At 61.6% G+C, this 20,147-nt stretch carries 22 protein-coding genes; 14 read left to right on the top strand and 8 right to left on the bottom strand.

The genetic code is table 11. The features are described from left to right. The first annotated feature begins 8 nt into the window (after nucleotides 1-8). From ACXYL9_RS05390 to ACXYL9_RS05365, 6 genes are all read left to right on the top strand, one after another. Nucleotides 9-881, top strand: coding sequence for a F0F1 ATP synthase subunit gamma (locus ACXYL9_RS05390; protein ID WP_459038558.1), 873 nt, complete (start codon nucleotides 9-11; stop codon nucleotides 879-881). Nucleotides 882-904: 23 nt separating this feature from the next. Next, complete coding sequence (atpD, locus tag ACXYL9_RS05385) at nucleotides 905-2,362, top strand: F0F1 ATP synthase subunit beta (RefSeq protein WP_459038557.1); 1,458 nt, start codon at nucleotides 905-907, stop codon at nucleotides 2,360-2,362. Between the two features lie 5 nt (nucleotides 2,363-2,367). Further along, nucleotides 2,368-2,625, top strand: a complete 258-nt coding sequence (locus tag ACXYL9_RS05380) for an ATP synthase F1 subunit epsilon (protein ID WP_459038556.1) — start codon at nucleotides 2,368-2,370, stop codon at nucleotides 2,623-2,625. Nucleotides 2,626-2,653: 28 nt separating this feature from the next. Continuing rightward, nucleotides 2,654-3,970 (top strand): O-antigen ligase family protein, encoded by a 1,317-nt coding sequence (locus ACXYL9_RS05375; protein ID WP_459038555.1) that lies wholly within the window; start codon nucleotides 2,654-2,656, stop codon nucleotides 3,968-3,970. A 115-nt stretch (nucleotides 3,971-4,085) separates the two neighbouring features. After that, the gene (locus ACXYL9_RS05370) at nucleotides 4,086-6,236 is read left to right on the top strand and encodes a prolyl oligopeptidase family serine peptidase (protein ID WP_459038554.1); all 2,151 of its coding nucleotides are present in this window, start codon (nucleotides 4,086-4,088) and stop codon (nucleotides 6,234-6,236) included. A 201-nt stretch (nucleotides 6,237-6,437) separates the two neighbouring features. Next, entirely contained in the window at nucleotides 6,438-6,743 is a 306-nt protein-coding gene (locus ACXYL9_RS05365) for a DUF1153 domain-containing protein (protein ID WP_459038553.1), read from the top strand. Nucleotides 6,744-6,773: 30 nt separating this feature from the next. Here the strand turns inward: ACXYL9_RS05365 and ACXYL9_RS05360 are convergent, their stop codons facing one another. After that, nucleotides 6,774-7,097 carry a PilZ domain-containing protein gene (locus tag ACXYL9_RS05360; RefSeq protein WP_459038552.1) on the bottom strand — a complete coding sequence of 108 codons (324 nt, stop codon included), beginning with the start codon at nucleotides 7,095-7,097 and terminating at the stop codon, nucleotides 6,774-6,776. 141 nt (nucleotides 7,098-7,238) lie between these two features. Here ACXYL9_RS05360 and ACXYL9_RS05355 point away from each other — a divergent pair, with 141 nt between their 5' ends. Next, nucleotides 7,239-7,466, top strand: coding sequence for a hypothetical protein (locus ACXYL9_RS05355; RefSeq protein ID WP_459038551.1), 228 nt, complete (start codon nucleotides 7,239-7,241; stop codon nucleotides 7,464-7,466). A gap of 30 nt (nucleotides 7,467-7,496) precedes the next feature. Here ACXYL9_RS05355 and ACXYL9_RS05350 read toward each other — a convergent pair whose 3' ends face one another. Further along, nucleotides 7,497-7,934, bottom strand: coding sequence for a hypothetical protein (locus ACXYL9_RS05350; RefSeq protein WP_459038550.1), 438 nt, complete (start codon nucleotides 7,932-7,934; stop codon nucleotides 7,497-7,499). A 143-nt stretch (nucleotides 7,935-8,077) separates the two neighbouring features. After that, entirely contained in the window at nucleotides 8,078-9,445 is a 1,368-nt protein-coding gene (glmU, locus tag ACXYL9_RS05345) for a bifunctional UDP-N-acetylglucosamine diphosphorylase/glucosamine-1-phosphate N-acetyltransferase GlmU (RefSeq protein ID WP_459038549.1), read from the bottom strand. Nucleotides 9,446-9,504: 59 nt separating this feature from the next. Between glmU and ACXYL9_RS05340 the strand changes: the two genes are divergently transcribed. From ACXYL9_RS05340 to ACXYL9_RS05330, 3 genes are all read left to right on the top strand, one after another. After that, nucleotides 9,505-10,188 (top strand): HAD-IA family hydrolase, encoded by a 684-nt coding sequence (locus ACXYL9_RS05340; RefSeq protein WP_459038548.1) that lies wholly within the window; start codon nucleotides 9,505-9,507, stop codon nucleotides 10,186-10,188. A gap of 160 nt (nucleotides 10,189-10,348) precedes the next feature. Beyond that, the gene (locus ACXYL9_RS05335) at nucleotides 10,349-11,278 is read left to right on the top strand and encodes an SDR family NAD(P)-dependent oxidoreductase (protein ID WP_459038547.1); all 930 of its coding nucleotides are present in this window, start codon (nucleotides 10,349-10,351) and stop codon (nucleotides 11,276-11,278) included. 68 nt (nucleotides 11,279-11,346) lie between these two features. Beyond that, nucleotides 11,347-12,522 (top strand): hypothetical protein, encoded by a 1,176-nt coding sequence (locus tag ACXYL9_RS05330; protein WP_459038546.1) that lies wholly within the window; start codon nucleotides 11,347-11,349, stop codon nucleotides 12,520-12,522. Here ACXYL9_RS05330 and ACXYL9_RS05325 read toward each other — a convergent pair. From ACXYL9_RS05325 to ACXYL9_RS05310, 4 genes are read right to left on the bottom strand one after another with little or no spacing between them, the layout of a single operon-like run. After that, nucleotides 12,519-12,872 (bottom strand): DUF2794 domain-containing protein, encoded by a 354-nt coding sequence (locus ACXYL9_RS05325; protein ID WP_459038545.1) that lies wholly within the window; start codon nucleotides 12,870-12,872, stop codon nucleotides 12,519-12,521. The two genes, ACXYL9_RS05330 and ACXYL9_RS05325, sit on opposite strands and share 4 nt — an antisense overlap. Beyond that, nucleotides 12,872-13,579, bottom strand: coding sequence for a serine O-acetyltransferase EpsC (gene epsC / locus ACXYL9_RS05320; RefSeq protein WP_459038544.1), 708 nt, complete (start codon nucleotides 13,577-13,579; stop codon nucleotides 12,872-12,874). The genes ACXYL9_RS05325 and epsC overlap by 1 nt, the downstream gene beginning before the upstream one ends. A 28-nt stretch (nucleotides 13,580-13,607) precedes the next feature. Beyond that, nucleotides 13,608-14,228: a P-loop NTPase family protein gene (locus ACXYL9_RS05315; RefSeq protein WP_459038543.1), complete on the bottom strand. Its 621-nt coding sequence runs from the start codon at nucleotides 14,226-14,228 to the stop codon at nucleotides 13,608-13,610. A 10-nt stretch (nucleotides 14,229-14,238) separates the two neighbouring features. Then, nucleotides 14,239-15,543 carry a heavy-metal-associated domain-containing protein gene (locus ACXYL9_RS05310; protein WP_459038542.1) on the bottom strand — a complete coding sequence of 435 codons (1,305 nt, stop codon included), beginning with the start codon at nucleotides 15,541-15,543 and terminating at the stop codon, nucleotides 14,239-14,241. Nucleotides 15,544-15,613: 70 nt separating this feature from the next. On the opposite strand from ACXYL9_RS05310, the gene purM reads away from it, so the two are divergent. The 4 genes from purM (at nucleotide 15,614) to ACXYL9_RS05290 (ending at nucleotide 19,407) form a co-directional block, all read left to right on the top strand. Beyond that, nucleotides 15,614-16,720, top strand: coding sequence for a phosphoribosylformylglycinamidine cyclo-ligase (gene purM, locus ACXYL9_RS05305; protein WP_459038541.1), 1,107 nt, complete (start codon nucleotides 15,614-15,616; stop codon nucleotides 16,718-16,720). Then, entirely contained in the window at nucleotides 16,710-17,681 is a 972-nt protein-coding gene (gene purN / locus ACXYL9_RS05300) for a phosphoribosylglycinamide formyltransferase (protein ID WP_459039863.1), read from the top strand. The genes purM and purN overlap by 11 nt, the downstream gene beginning before the upstream one ends. Before the next feature lie 236 nt (nucleotides 17,682-17,917). Continuing rightward, complete coding sequence (locus tag ACXYL9_RS05295) at nucleotides 17,918-18,247, top strand: DUF6481 family protein (protein WP_459038540.1); 330 nt, start codon at nucleotides 17,918-17,920, stop codon at nucleotides 18,245-18,247. Between the two features lie 11 nt (nucleotides 18,248-18,258). Beyond that, nucleotides 18,259-19,407: a JmjC domain-containing protein gene (locus ACXYL9_RS05290; protein ID WP_459038539.1), complete on the top strand. Its 1,149-nt coding sequence runs from the start codon at nucleotides 18,259-18,261 to the stop codon at nucleotides 19,405-19,407. A gap of 31 nt (nucleotides 19,408-19,438) precedes the next feature. Here the strand turns inward: ACXYL9_RS05290 and ACXYL9_RS05285 are convergent, their stop codons facing one another. After that, the gene (locus tag ACXYL9_RS05285; protein ID WP_459038538.1) at nucleotides 19,439-19,987 is read right to left on the bottom strand and encodes a pseudouridine synthase; all 549 of its coding nucleotides are present in this window, start codon (nucleotides 19,985-19,987) and stop codon (nucleotides 19,439-19,441) included. Nucleotides 19,988-20,147: the final 160 nt, after the last annotated feature.

The following is a 20,147-nucleotide window of genomic DNA, read 5'->3' as shown; positions in this document are numbered from 1 at the left end:
GAGCCGAAATGGCTAGCCTCAAAGAACTCAAGGATCGGATCGGGTCGGTTAAATCGACCCAGAAGATCACCAAGGCCAAGCAGATGGTCGCAGCGGCAAAGTTGCGCCGTGCGCAGGCCAATGCCGAAGCTGCCCGGCCCTATGCCGAGCGGCTGGGCGAAGTCATGGCCTCGCTCGCGGGCAAGGTCAGCGGCGACAGCGCGCCCAAGCTGCTGGCAGGCACCGGTGCCAACCAGAAGCACCTTCTGGTGGTGGTCAACACCGACAAGGGCCTGTGCGGCGGCCTCAATTCGAACGTCGTCAAGGAAGCCAAGATCCAGGCTCGTAAGCTGATGGCGGAGGGCAAGGACGTCGAGTTCTACCTCATCGGCAAGAAGGGCCGCGCGCCGATCAAGCGCGAATACGAAAAGCAGATCAGCAAGCTGTTCGACACCAGTACGGTGAAGCAGCCCGGCTTTGAAGAAGCCGGTGCGATTGCCGACGAGCTGATCGAAATGTTCGAGGCCGGCGCGTTCGACGTCGCGCATCTAATCTATCCGACGTTCAAGAGCGCGCTGGTGCAGGATCCGACCACCAACCAACTGATCCCCGTCCCCTCGCCCGAAGGCGAAGGCACTGGCGGAGATGCCGTGGTCGAATACGAACCGGGCGAAGAGGAAATCCTCGAGGAACTGCTGCCGCGCTACGTCAAGACGCAGCTATTCGGCGCTCTGCTCGAACGTGAAGCTTCCGAACAGGGTGCATCGATGACCGCGATGGACAACGCCACGCGCAACGCCGGCGACCTGATCAACAAGCTGACCATCCAGTACAATCGCAGCCGCCAGGCCGCGATCACCACCGAACTCATTGAAATTATCGCGGGCGCGGAAGCGCTCTAGGAATCGAAGGCAAGGAACACACCATGGCCACCGCACCTGCTCTCAACACGACCACGAACGGCACTATCAGCCAGGTCATCGGCGCTGTCGTCGACGTGCAGTTTCCGGGCGAACTGCCCGCGATCCTGACCGCGCTGGAAACCAAGAACGGCGACAACACGCTGGTCCTCGAAGTCGCCCAGCACCTGGGTGAAAGCACCGTCCGCACCATCGCCATGGACGCGACCGAAGGTCTCGTCCGCGGCCAGGAAGTGGTCAACACCGGCAAGCAAATCTCCGTGCCCGTGGGTCCCAAGACGCTCGGCCGCATCATGAATGTCGTCGGCGAGCCGATCGACATGCGCGGACCCGTAGGTGCTGAAAAGTCCAACCCGATCCACGCCGAGGCCCCTGCGTTCGTGGACCAGTCCACCGATGCTGCCATCCTCGTCACCGGCATCAAGGTAATTGACCTTCTCGCCCCTTACGCAAAGGGCGGCAAGATCGGCCTGTTCGGCGGCGCTGGCGTTGGCAAGACCGTGTTGATCCAGGAACTGATCAACAACATCGCCAAGGGCCATGGCGGCGTGTCCGTCTTCGCCGGCGTGGGTGAGCGTACCCGCGAAGGTAACGACCTTTATCACGAATTCCTCGACGCAGGCGTCATCGCCAAAAACGAAGCCGGCGAAGCGATCTCGGAAGGTTCCAAGGTTGCGCTGGTCTTCGGCCAGATGAACGAGCCTCCCGGCGCACGTGCCCGCGTTGCTCTTTCCGGCCTGACCATGGCGGAATATTTCCGTGACGAAGAAGGCCAGGACGTCCTGTTCTTCGTCGACAATATCTTCCGCTTCACGCAGGCAGGGTCCGAAGTGTCAGCCCTGCTCGGCCGTATTCCTTCGGCCGTGGGCTACCAGCCGACCCTGTCGACCGACATGGGTAATCTGCAGGAACGCATTACCTCGACCACCAAGGGTTCGATCACCTCGGTCCAGGCCATCTACGTTCCCGCGGATGACCTTACCGACCCGGCCCCGGCCACCTCGTTCGCACACTTGGACGCAACGACCACGCTGAACCGCGCAATTTCGGAGCTGGGCATCTACCCGGCAGTCGATCCGCTCGACTCCACTAGCCGCGTGCTCGAACCGCGCGTCGTTGGCCAGGAGCATTACGAGACCGCTCGTAAGGTCCAGGAAACGCTGCAGAAGTACAAGTCGCTGCAGGACATCATCGCCATTCTCGGCATGGACGAGCTTTCGGAAGAAGATAAGCTCACCGTTGCCCGTGCGCGCAAGATCCAGAAGTTCCTTAGCCAGCCGTTCCACGTGGCAGAAGTGTTCACCGGCATCTCGGGCAAGTTCGTCCAGCTCGAAGACACGGTTGCCTCGTTCAAGGCAGTCGTCGAAGGTGAATATGATCACCTTCCCGAGCAGGCCTTCTACATGGTTGGCGGCATCGAAGACGCGGTCGCCAAGGCCAAGCAGATGGCCGAGGACGCCTGATCGTCATGGCTTTGCACTTCGAACTCGTCACGCCCGAGCGCCAGGTTCGCTCCGAGGATGTCCACATGGTGGTCGTCCCCGGTAGCGAAGGTGAGTTCGGCGTGCTTGAAGGCCACGCACCCTTCATGTCCACCATCCGCGACGGCGCCGTACAGGTCTACAAGACCGAAGGCGCCGCCCCCGAGGAAATCCTTGTCGAAGGCGGCTTTGCCGAAGTCGGCGACAAGGGCCTGACAGTATTGGCGGAACACGTTAAGACCTGACCCGCGCATTCCGCTGACCTGGGGGGGCATGGAGGAAGTTCGCAAGACAAGGGATGTCAGGCAAGAGAGAATAGCAGCGGCTGCGGCGCTCGGCACTCGTCTGGCGGGTTTGCCGAGGAGCCTGCGCTGCGTCCTGCTGATCTTGCTGGTGACGCCGTCGATCCTCGCGATCCTTACCTACCAGGCCGAATTCTCCTTCCTCTGGACCCGTTACTGGGCGCCGCCGGTCCTGCTGGCAGAGATTGCCATTATCGTCTGCGCCGGGTTCGCCGGGTTTCGCCCCATGCGAACATTCTCCTCGCTGTCACCGACTGCGCGTGCGACGGCATTGCTGTTCGTCATCGGGGTTAGCCTGTCGGCTATTTTTGCGACGGTCATCCCCTTCATGGCGAAATTTCACGCGATGGTGACGCTGCTGCACTGCCTCTTTTTCCTGGCTCTTTGGCACATGTTCTCCGGCGACTGGAAAGGTCATGTGGAAGCTATTTTGGCGGCAACAGCCGTCGGGATCGCGGTGCTGACGGTAGTCGTCTACCTTCTGCTGCTGCGTCACCAGGGCGATCTCGATTTCGCATGGAAGAACGTTGGCCCGGTGGCGAGCAATGTCAGGCATTATGGCTACGTCGGTGCACCCGGCTGTGGACTGGGCGCAGGACTGCTGGCGGCGAGCAGCCGGCGCGACCTGCGGTGGTTGGGCTGGGCCTGCTGCACCATCAGCCTGGCACTGCTGATGTGGACGGGAACTCGCGGCGGCCTGATCGCCAGCTTGCTTGCCATGGTCAGCATCCTTGCGCTCGTCCCTGCCGGTAATCGCTTGCGGATCGCGTTGGCGTTCGTGCTTTCCTTTGCTGTGGCCATCCCGCTCTCCATCGTCTGGATACCGCCCGATCCGACATGGGGCATATTCGGGCTCACCGAAAGGATCGTCGATAATTCGGGCAGTGTCACACAGTTCACCAGCAATCGGACTTTTTTGTGGGCCGATGCCTGGCAGGGATTTCTTGAACGTCCACTGGTTGGACACGGGGAAGGACAGTTTCGCTGGATTTCCGAATATTCGAACGGCCGGGCAAATCACCCGCACAGCGTGGTCTTCCAGCTGTTGTTCCAATGGGGCCTGCTCGGAACTCTGGCCTTGGCCGTACTCCACTTCATCGGCCTCCCCAAAGCCTTGCGCGGTTTGCAACAGCGCCCGCATACAGCTCTGCCGGCACTCGGCGGGCTGGTCGGCCTCGGAGTGATGGCTGCTATCGACGGGCCGCTATTCTATGTCCTGCCGACGGCGATCTATATCGTGTTGCTGGCGGGGCTGTTTGCTGAGACGCCACCAAGCGAAGTGGCATAGACAGGCCCGGACCAGCCTCGAAGAGCCGCCAAAACGTCTATAGCCTCACACAGACCCTTGTCTGCCCGCAATTTGCTCCATACTCCCCTGATCCTAAATTTAAGGGACGCACCTCATGTCACTCACCTCCATCCGCGCGCTGGCCGCGAGCCTCGCGCTTGCGACGATCGCCACGCCGCTTGCTGCACAGGATTCCAACACCGTGACCAACACCGAGTTCGAAGCCGAGAACGATCCGTTCATCTGGCTCGAGGAAACCCGCAGCGACCGGGCGCTCGACTGGGTTCGCGCCGAGAATGCCAAGAGCGAAAGCGCTTTGCAGTCCGACCCTCGATTCGAGCAGCTGAAGGCAGAAGCTCTGGCAATCTATAACGCCGACGACCGCGTGCCCGACGTCAACATCATGCCTTATGGGCTCGTCAACTTCTGGCAGGATGCCCAAAACCCCAAGGGGATCTTGCGCCGCACTACGCTGGAAAGCTGGCGCAGCGACGCGCCGGAATGGCAAACCATCCTCGATATTGACGCGCTGGCCGAGGCCGAAGGCAAGGAATGGGTCTATGGCGGCATGAGCTGTCTGCCTCCCGAAGGCACCCACTGCATGGTCTACCTCTCCGACGGCGGCAAGGACGCACGTGTCGCCCGCGAATTCGATATCGAAACGCTCAGCTTCGTCGAAGGCGGCTTCGAACTTCCTGAAAGCCAGGGCAGCGCCAGTTGGCTGGACGAGGATACGCTGCTGGTCAGCCGGAATTTTGATGCCAGCACGACGACCGAGAGCTTTTACCCCTTCACCACCCGACTGTGGAAACGCGGCACATCGCTTGACGATGCGCCTGAAATTTTCCGCGGCGAGAAGAGCGATGTCTCCTCTGGCGCGTACCTGCTTCGCGATGGCGAAGGGACGATCCACGGGCGGATGGCCTATCGCGGCCTATCCTTCCACGAACGGGCCTATTATTTCGAGCAAAACGGCGAATGGCTCCAGCTCGACATTCCGTTAAAGGCTAACCCCTACGGCATCATCGATGGACATATCCTGTTCTCCACCGATGTCGAATGGACCAAAGGGGAAAAGACCTTCCCTGCCGATGCCATCGTCGCGGCCGACCTCGAAGAGTGGAAGGCCGATCCCAACGGTGCCGGACTGACGTTGGTCTGGGCGCCGGGAGAACGCCAGACCAAGCGCGGCGCTGCATCGACCAAGAGCAGCATGTTTGTCAGCCTGCTCGATAACGTTCGCGGCAAGGTCCTGAAGTTCGATTTCGAAAACGGCAAATGGGTGAGCAAAGAAGTCGCCCTGCCCGAGAATGCGACCCTTGGCATCTCCACGGCCAGCGACGAGACCGACGAGATCATGTTCACGTCGACCGACTTCCTGACCCCTTCGCGCTGGTACTATGCCAAGGACGGCGTCACACTGGAGGAGGTCAAGGAAAGCCCCGGTCGCTTTGACCCCGCCGGGATGGAAATCGAGCAATACGAGGCCACCAGCAAGGACGGCACCAAGATCCCCTATTTCATCGTCAAGCCGGAGGGCATGGAAGTGGACGGTTCCACCCCGACGCTTCTGAGTGGCTATGGCGGCTTCCAGGTCCCGCGACTGCCCGGCTATCTTGGTTCAACCGGGAAACTTTGGCTCGAACGCGGCGGCGCTTATGTCCTTGGCAATATGCGCGGCGGGGGCGAGTTCGGACCTGACTGGCACCAGACCGCGATCCGCGAAAACAAGCAGCGCACGTGGGACGATTTCATCGCCATCGCGGAGGACCTGGTCGCGCGCGGCTTCACCTCGCCAGCGCATCTTGGCATCCAGGGCGGCAGCCAGGGTGGCCTGTTGGTCGGCACCGCATTTACGCAGCGGCCCGATCTGTTCAACGCCGCGGTGGTGCAGATCCCGCTGTTCGACATGCTGCGCTATCACCTGATCGGCCGCGGCGCCTCGTGGATCGGCGAATATGGCGATCCGCGCATTCCCGAACAGCGCAAATGGATCGAAGGCTATTCGCCCTATCAGAAGCTGACCGCGGACAAGAACTTCCCGCGCATCTATTACGTCACTTCGACAGCCGACGACCGAACCCACCCCAGCCACGGCCGCAAGGCCGCGGCGCGGATGGCAGCCAACGGGCAACCCTATCTCTATTACGAGGACATGCAGGGCGGCCATTCGGGTGGCGTCGACAACGAACAGCGCGCCAAGCTGCAGGCGATGCAATGGGTCTACCTGATGCAGCAATTGATGGAACTGCCTCACGGAAGATAGTCCCCACCATGACACAGAAAGGGCGGCCCGAGTGGGCCGCCCTTTCCGCATGAAGTTTCAGGGAACGGGCCCTCTTGGCTTGCCCCTGCCGGCAATCGACAGCATGGTTAAAAGGCGCAAACCGTGGCTCGCAGGTCCGCCTTAAGGCTTGAGGTGAAGAGTGGCTCTCGGACAGGGGGACAGAGTCGCAGGAGTTTGAATATGCCGTATCCCCGGAACGAGACGATTGCATCACGTATCAAGCGCGCCGGACTGCCGCAAAGCCACGACATTCACTGGTCACCAAGCCGCAAACGCGAAGTTGTGGAGGCAGTGCGCGAACAACTGATCACCTTTGACGAAGCGCGCTGGCGTTACCTTCTCAGCCGCAAGGAGTTCGAAACCTGGGAACAGGAAGCCGACAAGTCGGCCAAGCGGCGCGAACGGCAAGGCGAGGTCCGCAACAGACGATCTGAAATCCGCGAGCAGGAAGCCGAGGCCCGCGACCGGCAATTCGAGCCCGGGTGACCGCAAGCTGGTTTGGCACCAGCGACGCAATTAACTGATGCGTTGCATCAATTCGTCCAGATCGCCTTCGCGGCAATACTCGCGCGCGGCCTTCACGACCGATGGATGCAAGGTGTCGACTAGCGAGATGCCGTAAATGCGATCGTCCCTCCGACTGACATACCCCACGAGTGCGGGAAGGATGCCGAGCTTGATCGCAAGTGCCTGATTCATTTCCAGCGAGCGATCGTCCGGCAACAGGATACGTGCCCCGCTCCGCGAAAGATCGAGCAAGAGGATATCGGCAACCGTCCCGCCGCAATGTAAGCCAGCGGTCGAAAAAATAGTGATGCGGGGATGGCGACGACGGTCCATGGACTTTCCAGGCAAGAGAATACAATGGCGCGACCTGGTAATACTTATGCCGTCAAATCCTTTACAAACTCCTGCCGGATCTTAACCCTAAGTCTGATCTGTTTTTCAGTGAGATAGCCCGGCTCAATTTCGGTAGAGGGCATGGAAATCGGACGGCTTTGTTCCAACCCAGGCAACAAATCGGGCCAACTGCGCATTTTCGAGCAATTTGGCGCGACCCTCGCCGAAGCGCTTCAGCTCGGCATTGGTGAAATTGGCGTGGATGGCGCGGTGGCAGATCGGATGCACCGGGACTGTGGCGCGCCCCTTCTTCGCCTTGGGTATGAGATGGTGCCATTGCCGCCGCGTCGCGATCGGGCGTTCGCATAGCCAGCAAGAGAGAGGTTCGTCCAATTGTCTCTAGTCGGCCTCGTCAGCAAGGATGATCTGGTCGGTGAATAGCTCATCGCGCTTCTGCATGGTGGCTTCTGCGGCATCGTACTGGATTGGCAGCACATCGGGGTCGTCGCACAAACGGATCGCGGTCACTTTGCCGTCATCCATCACCATTACACCGTCCGTGATCTTTGGGTAATTGGGCTCGCCGGGGGCGAAATTGGTCCTCACCATGCGGCTGAAGACGACATAGCGCGCGGCTCCGTTGGCAAAAGCGATCTGCGCTTCGCCTCCACCCGAATAGCCAACGCTGGCCCATTCGCCACCGTCGAGCACCAGTTCAGGAGTGGTTTCGCCGTAGCGATATTGCGCTTTGCCATTGGCGGTAGCGCACACCGCCAGCCGCTTCCCGCTGTCGACCTTGCAGGAAAAGATGGCCTGCTCTTCTGCGGAACATGACATTCGCGCTGCGTCCCCGCGATCAGCGATAGTGCGGGATTCCGCATCCGCGCCAGCCAACGTTTTCGTGGCCGAGGTATCCTCTGAAGCGGCATCGCGCTGGCAGGCCGCGAGGAGGCTCAGGGCCAGGCAGGCGAGGCCGATCCTCATCCCTTGTTTTCGGCCGCCTTCTTCTTTTTCATCGTGTCGTGAAAACGGTCGGCCCAGCCGGGCTTGATCGATTGTTCGGCGCGCTCCATCCGGAGCTCGCCGTCGGCCACATCGCGGGTGACCGTGCTTCCAGCGGCCACGATGGCATCGCGGCCAATCCTGACCGGCGCAACCAGCGCGCTGTTGGAACCGATGAAGGCGCGCTCGCCAATCTCGGTCTGGTATTTGAAATATCCGTCGTAGTTGCAGGTGATGGTGCCGGCGCCGATGTTGGCACCTGCGCCTACGGTAGTGTCACCGAGATAGGTCAGATGACTGGCCTTGGCGCCTTCGCCCAGCGTGGCCTTCTTCATCTCGACGAAATTGCCGACCTTGGCACCTGTCTTGAGCACCGCGCCGGGGCGCAGGCGGGCATAGGGGCCGACCTCGCAACCTTCTCCGACGTCTGCCCCTTCGAGATGGCTGAAGGCGCGGATGCGTGCACCGTTAGCCACCCGCACGCCGGGCCCGAACACGACATTCGGTTCGACGCTCACATCTCGCCCCAGCTCGGTATCCCAGCTGAAGAACACTGTTTCGGGGGCGCGCAGCGACACCCCTGCAGCCATCGCTTCCTCGCGCTTGAATTCCTGCCACTGGGCCTCGGCTGCGGCAAGCTCGGCGCGACTGTTGATGCCCGCCACTTCGCCCGGATCGTCGGTCACCACCACTGCGCTGTGGCGACCCTCTGCGCGCGCGACGTTGACGATATCGACGAGGTAATACTCGCCCTGGGCATTATCGTTGCCGACGCGGTCCAGCAGGTCAAACAGGTCAGCGCCCCGCACCGCCATGAGGCCGGAATTGCACAAGGTGCAGGCGCGCTCGTCCTCGCTTGCGTCCTTGAACTCGACCATTTTCTCGATCCGACCGTCCTCGTCGGCGATGACACGGCCATACTGCAGCGCCTCGTCCGGTTCGAAACCGAGCACGACCACCGCCGGCGCATCATCGCCATGCAGACGGTCGAGCATCATCTCCATCGTCGAACTGCGGACGAAGGGCACGTCGCCATAGAGGATCAGGACATCGCCATTGAAGCCGTCGAGATCGGCTTGCGCCTGCTGCACCGCGTGGCCAGTGCCGTGTTGCGGTTCCTGAAGGCAGGTTCTCGCACGCCCATCGACCGCCGCTTCGAGCTGCTCGCGCCCGGCCCCCACCACCACGACCTTCTCGCGCGGTGAAAGCTCATCGACCGAGGCCATCAAATGGTCGAGCATCGCTCGACCCGCGATCGGGTGCAGGACCTTGTGCAGGTCGCTTTTCATGCGGGTGCCCTTGCCCGCGGCAAGGATAACGGCGGCAAATTCGCGTGTGGTTTTCATGGCTGCGGCTTTGCCAGCTAAATCTTGCAGTTTCCAGAGCAGACAGGCATCGCCCGGTGATGGCCAACCTTCCCTTCGACGCCGTGGGTTTCGACCTCGACGGAACCCTGCTCGACACCTTCCGCGACCTGGGTGCGGCGGTAAACCACGCGCTGGAGCTTGGTGGCTTCGACCCGGTCCCGGTTGACAGTTCGAAGGATCTTATCGGCGGAGGTGCCAAGATCATGCTGGCGCGCGCGGTAGATCAGCAGGGCGGTATGCCGGAGGACGAGTTCCATACACTCTACAAGAAGATGCTACGGTTCTACGCCGACAACAACGCCGTGCTCACCCGGCCCTATCCCGGCGTGGCCGAGGTGCTCGATAACCTCGAAGACAAAGGGGTGAAGATGGCGGTAGTGACCAACAAGTTTGCCGGGTTCGCCACCGCAATTCTCGAAACTCTGGGCCTGGCCGACCGCTTTGTCGCAATCATCGGCGGCGACAGCATGGGCCGCGACGCCGACGGCAAGCACCTGGCCAAGCCGCATCCCGCACCGGTGCTGGAAGCGCGGCGGCTATGTGGCGAGGGACGCTTCGTCTTTGTCGGCGATTCGAGCTACGATGTGGCTGCAGCCCGGGCAGCACAGGTGCCGGTGGTTGTCGCCGCCTATGGTTATTGCGACAAGCCCGTTGCCGAACTCGCAGGTGACGCGGTGATCGAGCGATTCGACCAATTGTTGCCCACTCTCGAACGAATGTAACAGCGCAGTTGCGCCCTGCCCCTACGGCATGCGGTCTCGCCGAATTGCATGTTGCAACGCAGCAGCGAAAGTGCCACCCCCGCCCCACGTTGACGGGAACGTAAAGCCCGTCGGACCCACATCACACGTGCAGCAGGCTGCATTGCAGGAGGACACCCCCATGAGCATCGATTTCAAGGATAAGGTCGCCATCGTCACCGGTGCCGGCGGCGGTCTGGGGCGCGAATACGCGCTCGAACTGGCTCGTCGCGGTGCCAAGGTCGTGGTCAACGATCTGGGCGGAGCCCGTGACGGCACCGGCCATTCCGACATGGCTCTGCAGGTGGTCGAGGAAATCGAGAAGATGGGCGGCGAAGCCATGTCGAACGGCGGCTCGGTTACCGAATTCGACCAGATGGAAAAGATGGTCGCCGACGCCAAGCAGAAGTGGGGCGGCGTTCACATCCTCATCAACAATGCCGGCGTGCTGCGGGACAAGACCTTTGCCAAGATGAGCCCGGAGGATTTCGAATTCGTGCTCAAGGTCCACCTGACCGGTTCGGCCATGGTGACCAAGGCAGCTTGGGAGACCTTCCGCGAGCAGGCCTATGGCCGCGTCCTGATGACGGCCAGCTCGACCGGGCTGTTCGGCAATTTCGGCCAGGCCAATTACGGCGCCGCCAAGCTGGGCCTGGCTGGCCTGACCAAGACGCTCCAGCTCGAAGGCGCGAAGTACAACATCAAGGTCAACACGCTCAGCCCGGTCGCCGGTACGCGCATGACCGAGGACCTGTTCCCCGAAGAAGCGTTCAAGCTGTTCGATCCGGTCAATGTGGTCCCGGCCGCACTGTTCCTGGTCAGCGAAGATGCGCCGACCAATGCCATCGTAGGCGCTGGCGGGGGTGGTTATCACTCGGCCTGGACCGTTATGAACGATGCCGTCTGGCTGCCCGAGGGTGAACGCACGGTCGAAGGTTTCGCTGCCAATTGGGACAAGATCAGCGATTTCTCCAACCTCAAGGCGCCGCAGAGCGGCAACGAGCAATCGGGTGCAATCCTGACCGCTATGCAGAAAGTGGTTGGTAGCGGGCCGGACAGCACGCGGGGATAACCCCGCCGCTGTATTGACAGTGTAATACACCGGGCTTATTCCCGACCCTAAATGAGAGGGAAAACCCGGTGTATTCTCAGGAAGAAATCAATTCGGCAGTCGCCGCTGGTGCGCTGAGCCAGGATGCGGCCAACGCGCTGCGCGCCCACGTTGTCACAATCCGTGAACGGCCCGTTACCGACGAAGAGCATTTCCGCCTCGTCAACAGCTTCAACGACATCTTCGTCGCCATCGGCGTGGTCATCATGCTGCTGGCAGCGGGCGCTATCGGGCAGGCTATTGGTGGCGGATTGATCGCACAGGCTGTGCTTCCCAACTGGGACACTGCAGGCGAAGCCGAACGGCAAGCCTGGCAATCTGCCAGCATGCTGCGCAATGGCGTACAAATGGCACTGGCCGGACTGGCGGTATCCATCACCGCCTGGATGCTGGCCGAGTTCTTCACCCGCAAGAGGCGCATGGCTTTGCCCAGCATTCTGCTGCTGGTGGCTTTCGTCGGGGGTGTTTTCGCTGCCAGTTTCGGCCTCTCGCTGGCCCTCATGTCCGCCGATGGCGAGATGGGCCGCGTCGGGGCGGTACTGGTCGCCGTGTCGGGCCTCGTGGCCGCCGCGGGCGCCTGGTTGCATTACAAGCGCTTTATGGTGCCGATCACTGTAGCTGCAGGAGCCGCGGCGGTTGCCGTGACCCTGATAGCGCTGGTGTTTGCCGCCGTCGGGCCGGAACGGTTCGACAATAGTGCCGCCATCCTGATGATCCTGGTGTTCGCTGCCGGGCTCGCCATTTTCGCCTGGGCAATGCGTTGGGACATGAGCGACCGCGAACGCAACACGCGGCGGGCCGATGTCGCTTTCTGGCTGCACCTGTTGGCCGCACCGATGATCGCGCATCCGATATTCCACACGCTCGGCGTGACCGATGGCGGATCGATCGGCATCGGGGGCGCGTTCGGCGTGCTGGCGGTCTATGTACTGTTCGGCCTCGTCGCGTTGGCGATCGACCGCCGCGCATTGCTGGTTTCGGCGCTGGCCTACGTGCTGGCGGCGCTGACCTTCCTGTTTGACGAATTCGGCGCTGTGGAACTAAACTTCGCGCTGACCGCACTGGTCATCGGTTCGGCACTGCTCTCGCTCAGCGCCTTCTGGAGCCCGATCCGTTCGCGGCTGGTGCAGAACCTGCCGGCTGGCCTGCAGGAAAGGCTGCCAGTTGCGGCGGTCAGCTTCCCGGCCGAAACTGTCGCGACCTAGCGCTCGACGCTCTTGAGCAGGCGCCGTTCCATCGGCGCCAATACACCGGCCAATTCATGCCCGCGTTTAAGCACCTGCCCGTGTTCGCCGAACAGTGTCCACATGCCCTGCCGATTACGCAACGCGGGGCGCTTTTCTAGTCGGGCGTGAGGGCGTTCGGCGGCGCGACGAAAGGCATCGAAAATCGCCACGTCACGGGTGAAATCCATCGCGTAGTCGCGCCATTCGCCGGCTGCGACCATGCGGCCGTAAAGATCGAGGATGCGTTGCAACTCGTCCCGCGCGAAACCGATTTGGCTGGGCCTACGGCCGGGAAAGGCGACAATCTTATCGCCTGGCAGTGGCGTCATCAGCTATCGGTCCCGCTGCGGCGCGAGGCAGGCTCCTGGCGCGCTTCCTTGAGCGCCTCGACCTCTTCCCGCAGGCTGGCCAGTTCCGCCTCCAGCGCTACCACCCGCCGGGTACCATCAGTGACCAGTTCCTCGCACGGCTCGTCACACGGGGTACCATAGGGGATGAATTCGCGCAGCCAGTCCTCTGCCGGGACCAATGTCGAGCGGGCTTTGAGGCCGATCATCGTCGCGCCCTCGGGCACGTCGTCGGTAACGACCGCATTGGCGCCGATCCGCGCGCGGGTGCCGATGGTGATTGGACCGATAACCTGCGCACCCGAGCCGATAATCACATTGTCCCCGACGGTCGGATGGCGCTTGCCTCCGATACCGTTAGCAGGATTGGTCCCGCCCAGCGTTACGCATTGATAAATGGTCACATTATCGCCGATTTCCGCCGTTTCGCCGATGACGGTAAAACCGTGGTCGATAAAGAAGTTTTTGCCGATCTTCGCGCCCGGATGGATGTCGATCGCGGTCAAGAACCGGCTGAGATGGTTCACGAAGCGAGCGAGGAAATACATCCGCGCTTCGAACAGCCAATGCGCCAGGCGATGCATGCCAACCGCCAGGACGCCTGGGTAAAGCAGGATCTCCCAACGGGTCCGCGGCGCGGGATCGCGTTGGTGGATAGAGTCCAGGTAACTGGCAAGACCCTTGAACATATGGCGGGATTCTCCCACTTTTGCGGCCCTATAGCAAGCGTGCCTGCTCCGGACCTTGTACAGCTTCGAGCGCGTCGCGCCAAATTCCCAGCGTCGGTGCGACTTTGCGTTCGAGGCTCAGCCGGTCAATGTTCTCGACCAGTTTCTCGATTTCGACAAAGCTGCGCGAGCTGCGCGGAACGAGATAGGTAAGTGCATCTTCGCCCAGAACAAGACCGCGGCGGGAGGCATGGCTGAGGATGAGTTGCCCGACCATGGCATCGTCGGGCGAACCGATTTGCAGGTGCAAGGCCGCCCCGAGCCGCGAAGCAAGGTCCGGAAGCGCAAGATCCCACCCTTCCCCGTCCGCAATCAGCAGTAGCTTTTCTCCGCTTTCCTGCGCCCGGTTCCAACGGTGGAAAAGTTCGGTTTCATCATGCGCGTCGGCGCCGTCGATCACGCTCGCCTTGCCAGTTCCGGCGAGCCATCGGCCAAGCAGCGATTTGCCCGACCGCGGCGGCCCCATCAGGACGGCGGTGCCAAATGGCCAGGCGGCTGGCTCCGACAATGATTCGATCAGGCGGGCATTGGCATTGCCGACCACGATTGAGGAAGGATCGGCCGGCAGTCCACGTTCCAGCGGCAAGGCGATCTGGGAAGGGCGGGCCATCGCCTGCGTCCTAGCGGCTGATGCGGAGCGCGTTGCTGCCCTGCGTCACGGTGAAACCGCGCGCCCTCAGAGCGCCCGCCAATTGCTCGAGCGTACCGGAATAGCTGACCTGCATCACCGAAGTCCCGCCGATGCCGACGCTGCTGGTGGCCACGGCGCGCACGCCGGGAGTTGCGCGGACGCCCGATAGCGTTGCGTCGAAAGCGCCGGCATCCGGGGTCACGAATTGGACCACGAAGTTGCCAGCAGTCGTCGGTTGGCTGGTCGTCGGTTCGGGCGTCGGTGTAGTCGTCGAACTGCCCGCTTCGCTGTCGCTGCGCGAATTGGCGGCGGCCCGCGCCTCGTCGCGCGCAACTGCGGCGCGACCAGCCTCGATCAAGCGCTGCAGCATGGGATCGATGGCTCCATCACGCTGGTTGAGGGTTGGATCGGGGCGCAGCTTGCCGTCCGACAGGGCCTTTTCGAACACCTCGTCGAAGCGCTTCACCGCTTGCCCGAACATTTTCGGGATACCGTCTGGCGAATCAACCCGCAGCCGGAAACTGCCGAGATAAGTGTTGTCCGGACCATAGCGGGCAACGAATGTGCCGGTGACCGGGCCACCAGGATATTGGTAATCGAGCTTGGCGATGGGGACGAGAACATCGGCGGCACCAAACTGGTCAAGCAAGGTGTTCCACCATGCCCGGCTGCGGCGCGAGATCTGGCCATAGGTGACCAGCAACGAATCGCTGCCCGCACCCGAGGGGCGGACATAATCGATGCGGCTTGAGCCTGACTGGTATTCCGCCCAGGCCTGCTGCCACGCATTGCGCTGTTCATAGACCATCGCCGTGCCGCCGGTGATGGTGACCGGGATCGTCAACATCGGGGCCGAGCGTGCCTGCTGGCCCCCGCTGCCCAGATACCGGCTGGCGCGCTGGCGATCGAAGATTACGCCCAGCGTGGCGATATAGCGTCCGGCCCCGATATTCTCGTTTTCGATGACCACTGCCGAAACCAGCGATTGCAACTGGCTGTCGGGCATACTCGGACCGTCCAGCCGGGCCCAGGCCTTGCGCAACGCCTCGCTCCACCCCTTGAGACGCGCTTCGGAATCGGTCGCTGCGGTGACGTCCACCTCGACCCCGGAAACGTCAATATCGCTCGAAGCGGTGACCACCGGTATGCCGCGGTCGCCATCGACCTGCGCGGTGGCGAAGCCCAGTCCGATGCCGAGCGTAGCAAGCATGGCCAGCAACACGATGGTCGCAGGACGAGAGCCCGCGAACAGTGCGTGCGGCAGGGTGCGTGGAAGGGTTGCGATCAGTGCCATCGGGGAAAACCAAGCGCCTTTTGCCTAAACCCCCGTGTGATTCCAAGCGCGAAAGAGTAAAGGCGGGTCCATGTCTGCGGATAGTTCTGGAAAAACAGGGTATACCTATGCCGATGCCGGGGTGTCGATCGACGCCGGTAACGCGCTGGTGAAGGCGATCGGACCGCTGGTAAAGGCCACCATGCGCCCTGGGGCGGATGGTGAAATCGGAGGATTCGGGGGCTTCTTCGATCCCCGCGCCGCCGGTTACAAGGATCCGCTGCTGGTGGCTGGCAATGACGGTGTCGGCACCAAGCTCAAGCTCGCCATCGGCCACGACCGGCATGACGGAGTAGGCGTGGACCTGGTCGCCATGTGCGTCAACGACTTGATCGTGCAGGGTGCAGAGCCGCTGTTTTTCCTCGATTATTTTGCTACCGGCAAGTTGGAGAACGGCGTCGCGGAACGGGTAATCGCCGGGATCGCAGATGGCTGCAAACAGGCCGGCTGCGCGTTGATCGGCGGGGAAACGGCAGAAATGCCCGGCATGTATGCCTCGGGCGATTATGATCTAGCCGGCTTTTGTGTCGGCGCGGTCGAACGCGGCGAGCAATTGACCGGCGAGCGAGTAGCCCCAGGCCATGTCTTGCTCGGACTGGCGTCCTCCGGTGTCCATTCAAACGGCTATTCGCTGGTTCGCCGGCTGGCGGCGGACAAAGGCTGGAAACTCGACCGTCCCGCGCTGTTCGATGCCGATCGCCTGTTGATCGACCATTTGCTCGAACCGACTCGCATATATGTCGCCCCCCTGCTGCCCGTGGTGCGTTCGGGCAATATCGATGCGCTAGCGCATATTACCGGCGGCGGCCTGCTCGAGAATATCCCGCGAGTATTGCCGCAGGGCGCGCACGCGGTTGTCGATGCCGATGGGTGGGAGCAGCCACGGCTGATGGCATTCCTGCAGGCGCAAGGCGGCATCGAGCCGGGCGAAATGGCGCGCACCTTCAACTGCGGCGTCGGCATGGTGCTGGCGGTGGCGCCGGACAAGGTCGATACCGTCACATCGCAGCTCGAACAGGCTGGCGAGACGGTACTGCGGATCGGTGCGATCGAGGCGGGCGAAAAGGGCTGCACCGTGCGCGGGTCCTCCGGAACCTGGTCGGCCATGGCCGATTGGGAGGCGAGCCATCACGGCTGACCACTCCCTCGCCCGGGTCGCAGTCCTTATCTCGGGCGCGGGTACCAATATGGGCGCGCTACTTTATGCCAGCCGCCTGCCCGACGCGCCTTATGAAATCGTGCTGGTGGCGAGCAACGATCCCGATGCCCGAGGCCTGTCGATGGCCGAAGCGGAGGGCATTCCCACCTTCGCGCTCAGTCACAAGGGGATGAGTCGCGAGGACCACGATGCGGCGATGAACGAAGCGATCCGGCAGGCCAATACCGATTTCATCGCTTTGGCCGGTTACATGCGGATACTATCCGACGAAATGGTCGCGCAATGGCGGGGCAAGATGCTCAATATCCACCCCTCGCTGCTTCCCAAGTACAAGGGACTGCGCACGCATGAGCGCGCGCTGGAGGCAGGTGACGCGGAATGTGGTGCCTCGGTCCACCTGGTCACCGGCGAGCTGGATGGCGGCGAAGTGCTAGGACAGTGCAAGGTCGCGATCATGCCTGGCGATACGTCCGAAACGCTCGCCTACCGGGTCAAGATTGCCGAACACCAACTTTATCCGCGCGTGCTGGCCGACTTCATCACTCGTCCCTACAACCGCGATTGGTTGCTGGGCGAGGTTCGCAAGCGTGCGCTTGCCCTGCCCGAAACCGAGGAGCGCCCCAGCCACGGCGCGCCGGGCTGGCGAACAGGCGGCAAGAGCGGCAAGTACTTCGCCTATTTCAGCGACCAGCATCACGGCGAGCAGCATATCGCGCTGCTTGCCAAGACCAGCGGACCGGACGAGCTGGCCGAACTGGTCGAGCGCGACCCGCACGCTTTCTACAAGCCCGCCTATTACGGGGCGAGCGGCTGGGTCGGCGTGATCCTCAACCGGCCGGACTGCGATTGGTCACAGGTCCAATACTGGCTAGAACGGAGTTGGCGCAGCGTCGCGCCCAAGCGGCTGACCGAGCTGCAGGATGTGGCGGATGAATTTTGACGCCTGCTAACGACCCAATTGCGGGAATTCAGAGACGCTGATCACGAAGTGATTTTGTGAATCGACTGGCCAATCGTCGCTTTCGAGGCCAGAGGGATGACCCTCGATTGAGGGACGGTTGAGAGGCGTGGATCGCTGGTTGCCGCCGGACTTCGATACCTAGGTCATGGCCGGTTTTTCAATCGCCACGCAAAAGCGCTGTCCATCTATCCGCGCACCAACTGGAGTGAATGTCGATGAAGGGTTACAAGGTACCAAGTCACCAGGACAGAGCGGCTGCATCTTCCGAAGCGAAGAAAAAGGCTCTGGACAGGATGAAGGCAGCGCCCAAGCCTGACGAAGCCGAAATGGCCGCCAAAGCCGCTCGGCGGGTGGAACGCGAAGCCAAAGCCGAGGAAAAGCGCACCGCTGCTCGTGAAGCAAGGCAGGAAAAGCAGCGCCTCGCGCGGGAGAAGCGGGCGGAGGCCAAGCAGGAACGCGCTAAAGCCGACCCGCCGAAACGCTCCGAGGCGGAAAAGAAAGCTGCCCGCGATGCTCGCTACGCTGCTCGCAAAAGCCGCAAGTGACACACGCATCGATGCATCTGGAAGATTTCGATGCTGCGACGTTCCTAAAAGAATACTGGCAAAAAAAGCCGCTATTGATCAAGTCCCCGTGGAATTCCTGGTCAAACCCGGTCGATCCCGACGAGCTGGCGGGCCTGGCTTGCGAGGCCGATGTCGAGTCTCGCTTGATTACGCAAAGCGACCCCGAGTGGGAATTGGAGCATGGGCCCTTGCCTGAAGACCGCTTTGAGCGGCAAGGCAAAGACCCATGGACGCTGCTTGTCCAGGCGGTCGATCATCATGTTCCGTCTGTCGCAGCCCTGCTCGATTGCTTCCGTTTCATACCGAATTGGCGGATCGACGATGTCATGGTGAGCTATGCCGTGGATGGCGGCGGGGTCGGCGCACATTTCGATCATTATGACGTGTTCCTGGTGCAAGGCCTTGGCAGGCGCCGCTGGGAACTGGGCGGCTTATGCGACGAGAGTAGTGAGCTGCTGCCGCACTCCAACTTGCAATTGCTCGCGGACTTTCGTCCCACTGATGAGTGGATTCTTGAGACGGGCGATATTCTGTATGTCCCACCTCGGATTGCGCATCGGGGCACCGCGATCGGGGATGATTGCATGACATACTCGATCGGCTTCCGCGCGCCTTCGCGCGCCGAGCTGGTGGAGAGCTGGGCAGAAGACCTGGCAGACAGTTTCCAAGACCAGGATCGATATGTCGATCCGCAACTGACCGAGCAGGATAATCCAGGCGAAATCGGTTCGGAGGCTATCGCACGGCTGCACGCCATGGTGACCGAGAAGATGCTTGATCGCAGCAGTTTCGTGCGGTGGTTCGGGCGATACAATACAACTCCGAAGAACCCGGACATCGATTGGCGACCGGAAACTCCGGCAGACGTTGATGACATCAGGCAGAGCGTTGCGGAGGGCGTACCCCTCATCCGCAATCCTGCCAGCCGTTTTTCCTTCGTCCGCGAAACACCATCGACAATCCTGCTGTTCGTCGACGGGGAATCTTTTGCCTGCACAGACGAGGAAACCGTATTTGCAGAAAGGCTTTGCGCGGAGGCCCGGCTCACGGTGTCCTCCGGCAGTTCAGTTTCAACGCTGAATCTGATCGCCGAGCTTATCAACCAGGGAAGCGTCGCATTCGATCTGCAAGATCAGTGACTTTGCGTAGAGCGGCGTAAGGCCGCCGAACCTAGACAGATGCTTCTTGCCATTGCCCTGGGCTGATCCCTTCGACGGTCCAGTCGCCTATGGACCATCGAACCAGCCTCAAAGTGGGATACCCCACCGCTGCAGTCATCCTGCGCACTTGTCGGTTCCGCCCTTCCCGGATGGTTATTCTCAACCAGCTGTCCGGGATGGTCTTGCGCTGGCGTATCGGCGGATTGCGGGGCCACAGATGAGGCTCTGCAATGCGGTCGACCTCGGCCGGTCTGGTGACCCCGTCCTTCAGGCGAACGCCTTCCCTCAGCAGGTCGAGATCTTGCTCTTGCGGGTCGCCTTCGACTTGCACGAGGTAGGTCTTTGGCATCTTGAACCGTGGATCGGAAATCCGCGCTTGCAGGCGGCCATCGTCGCACAGCAGCAGCAATCCTTCACTATCTCGATCAAGACGACCTGCCGGATATACACCTTTCAAACGGATGAAATCCGACAGAGTAGAACGAGCCGTTTCCGATCCGCGATCGGTGAACTGGGACAGAACCTCAAAGGGCTTGTTGAACAAGATCAGCCTCGTCATTCTGGTGTCCTTACTCCTTGATTGAGCCCAAGTCCCCGGACTCGTGAAGACACAGGTTCGGATTGTCCTTTCCGTCCACCTGCGAACAAGCGCTACCAGCGTGATTTGGGCCGATTGCGGACTGGCTGGAATCGGGACCCGGAACGCGCAATTCAGACGT

This window comes from Qipengyuania sp. CAU 1752 (genome assembly GCF_054482615.1).
Note: the sequence above shows the minus strand (reverse complement) of the source record. Positions and strands in the feature narration are given on the sequence as shown.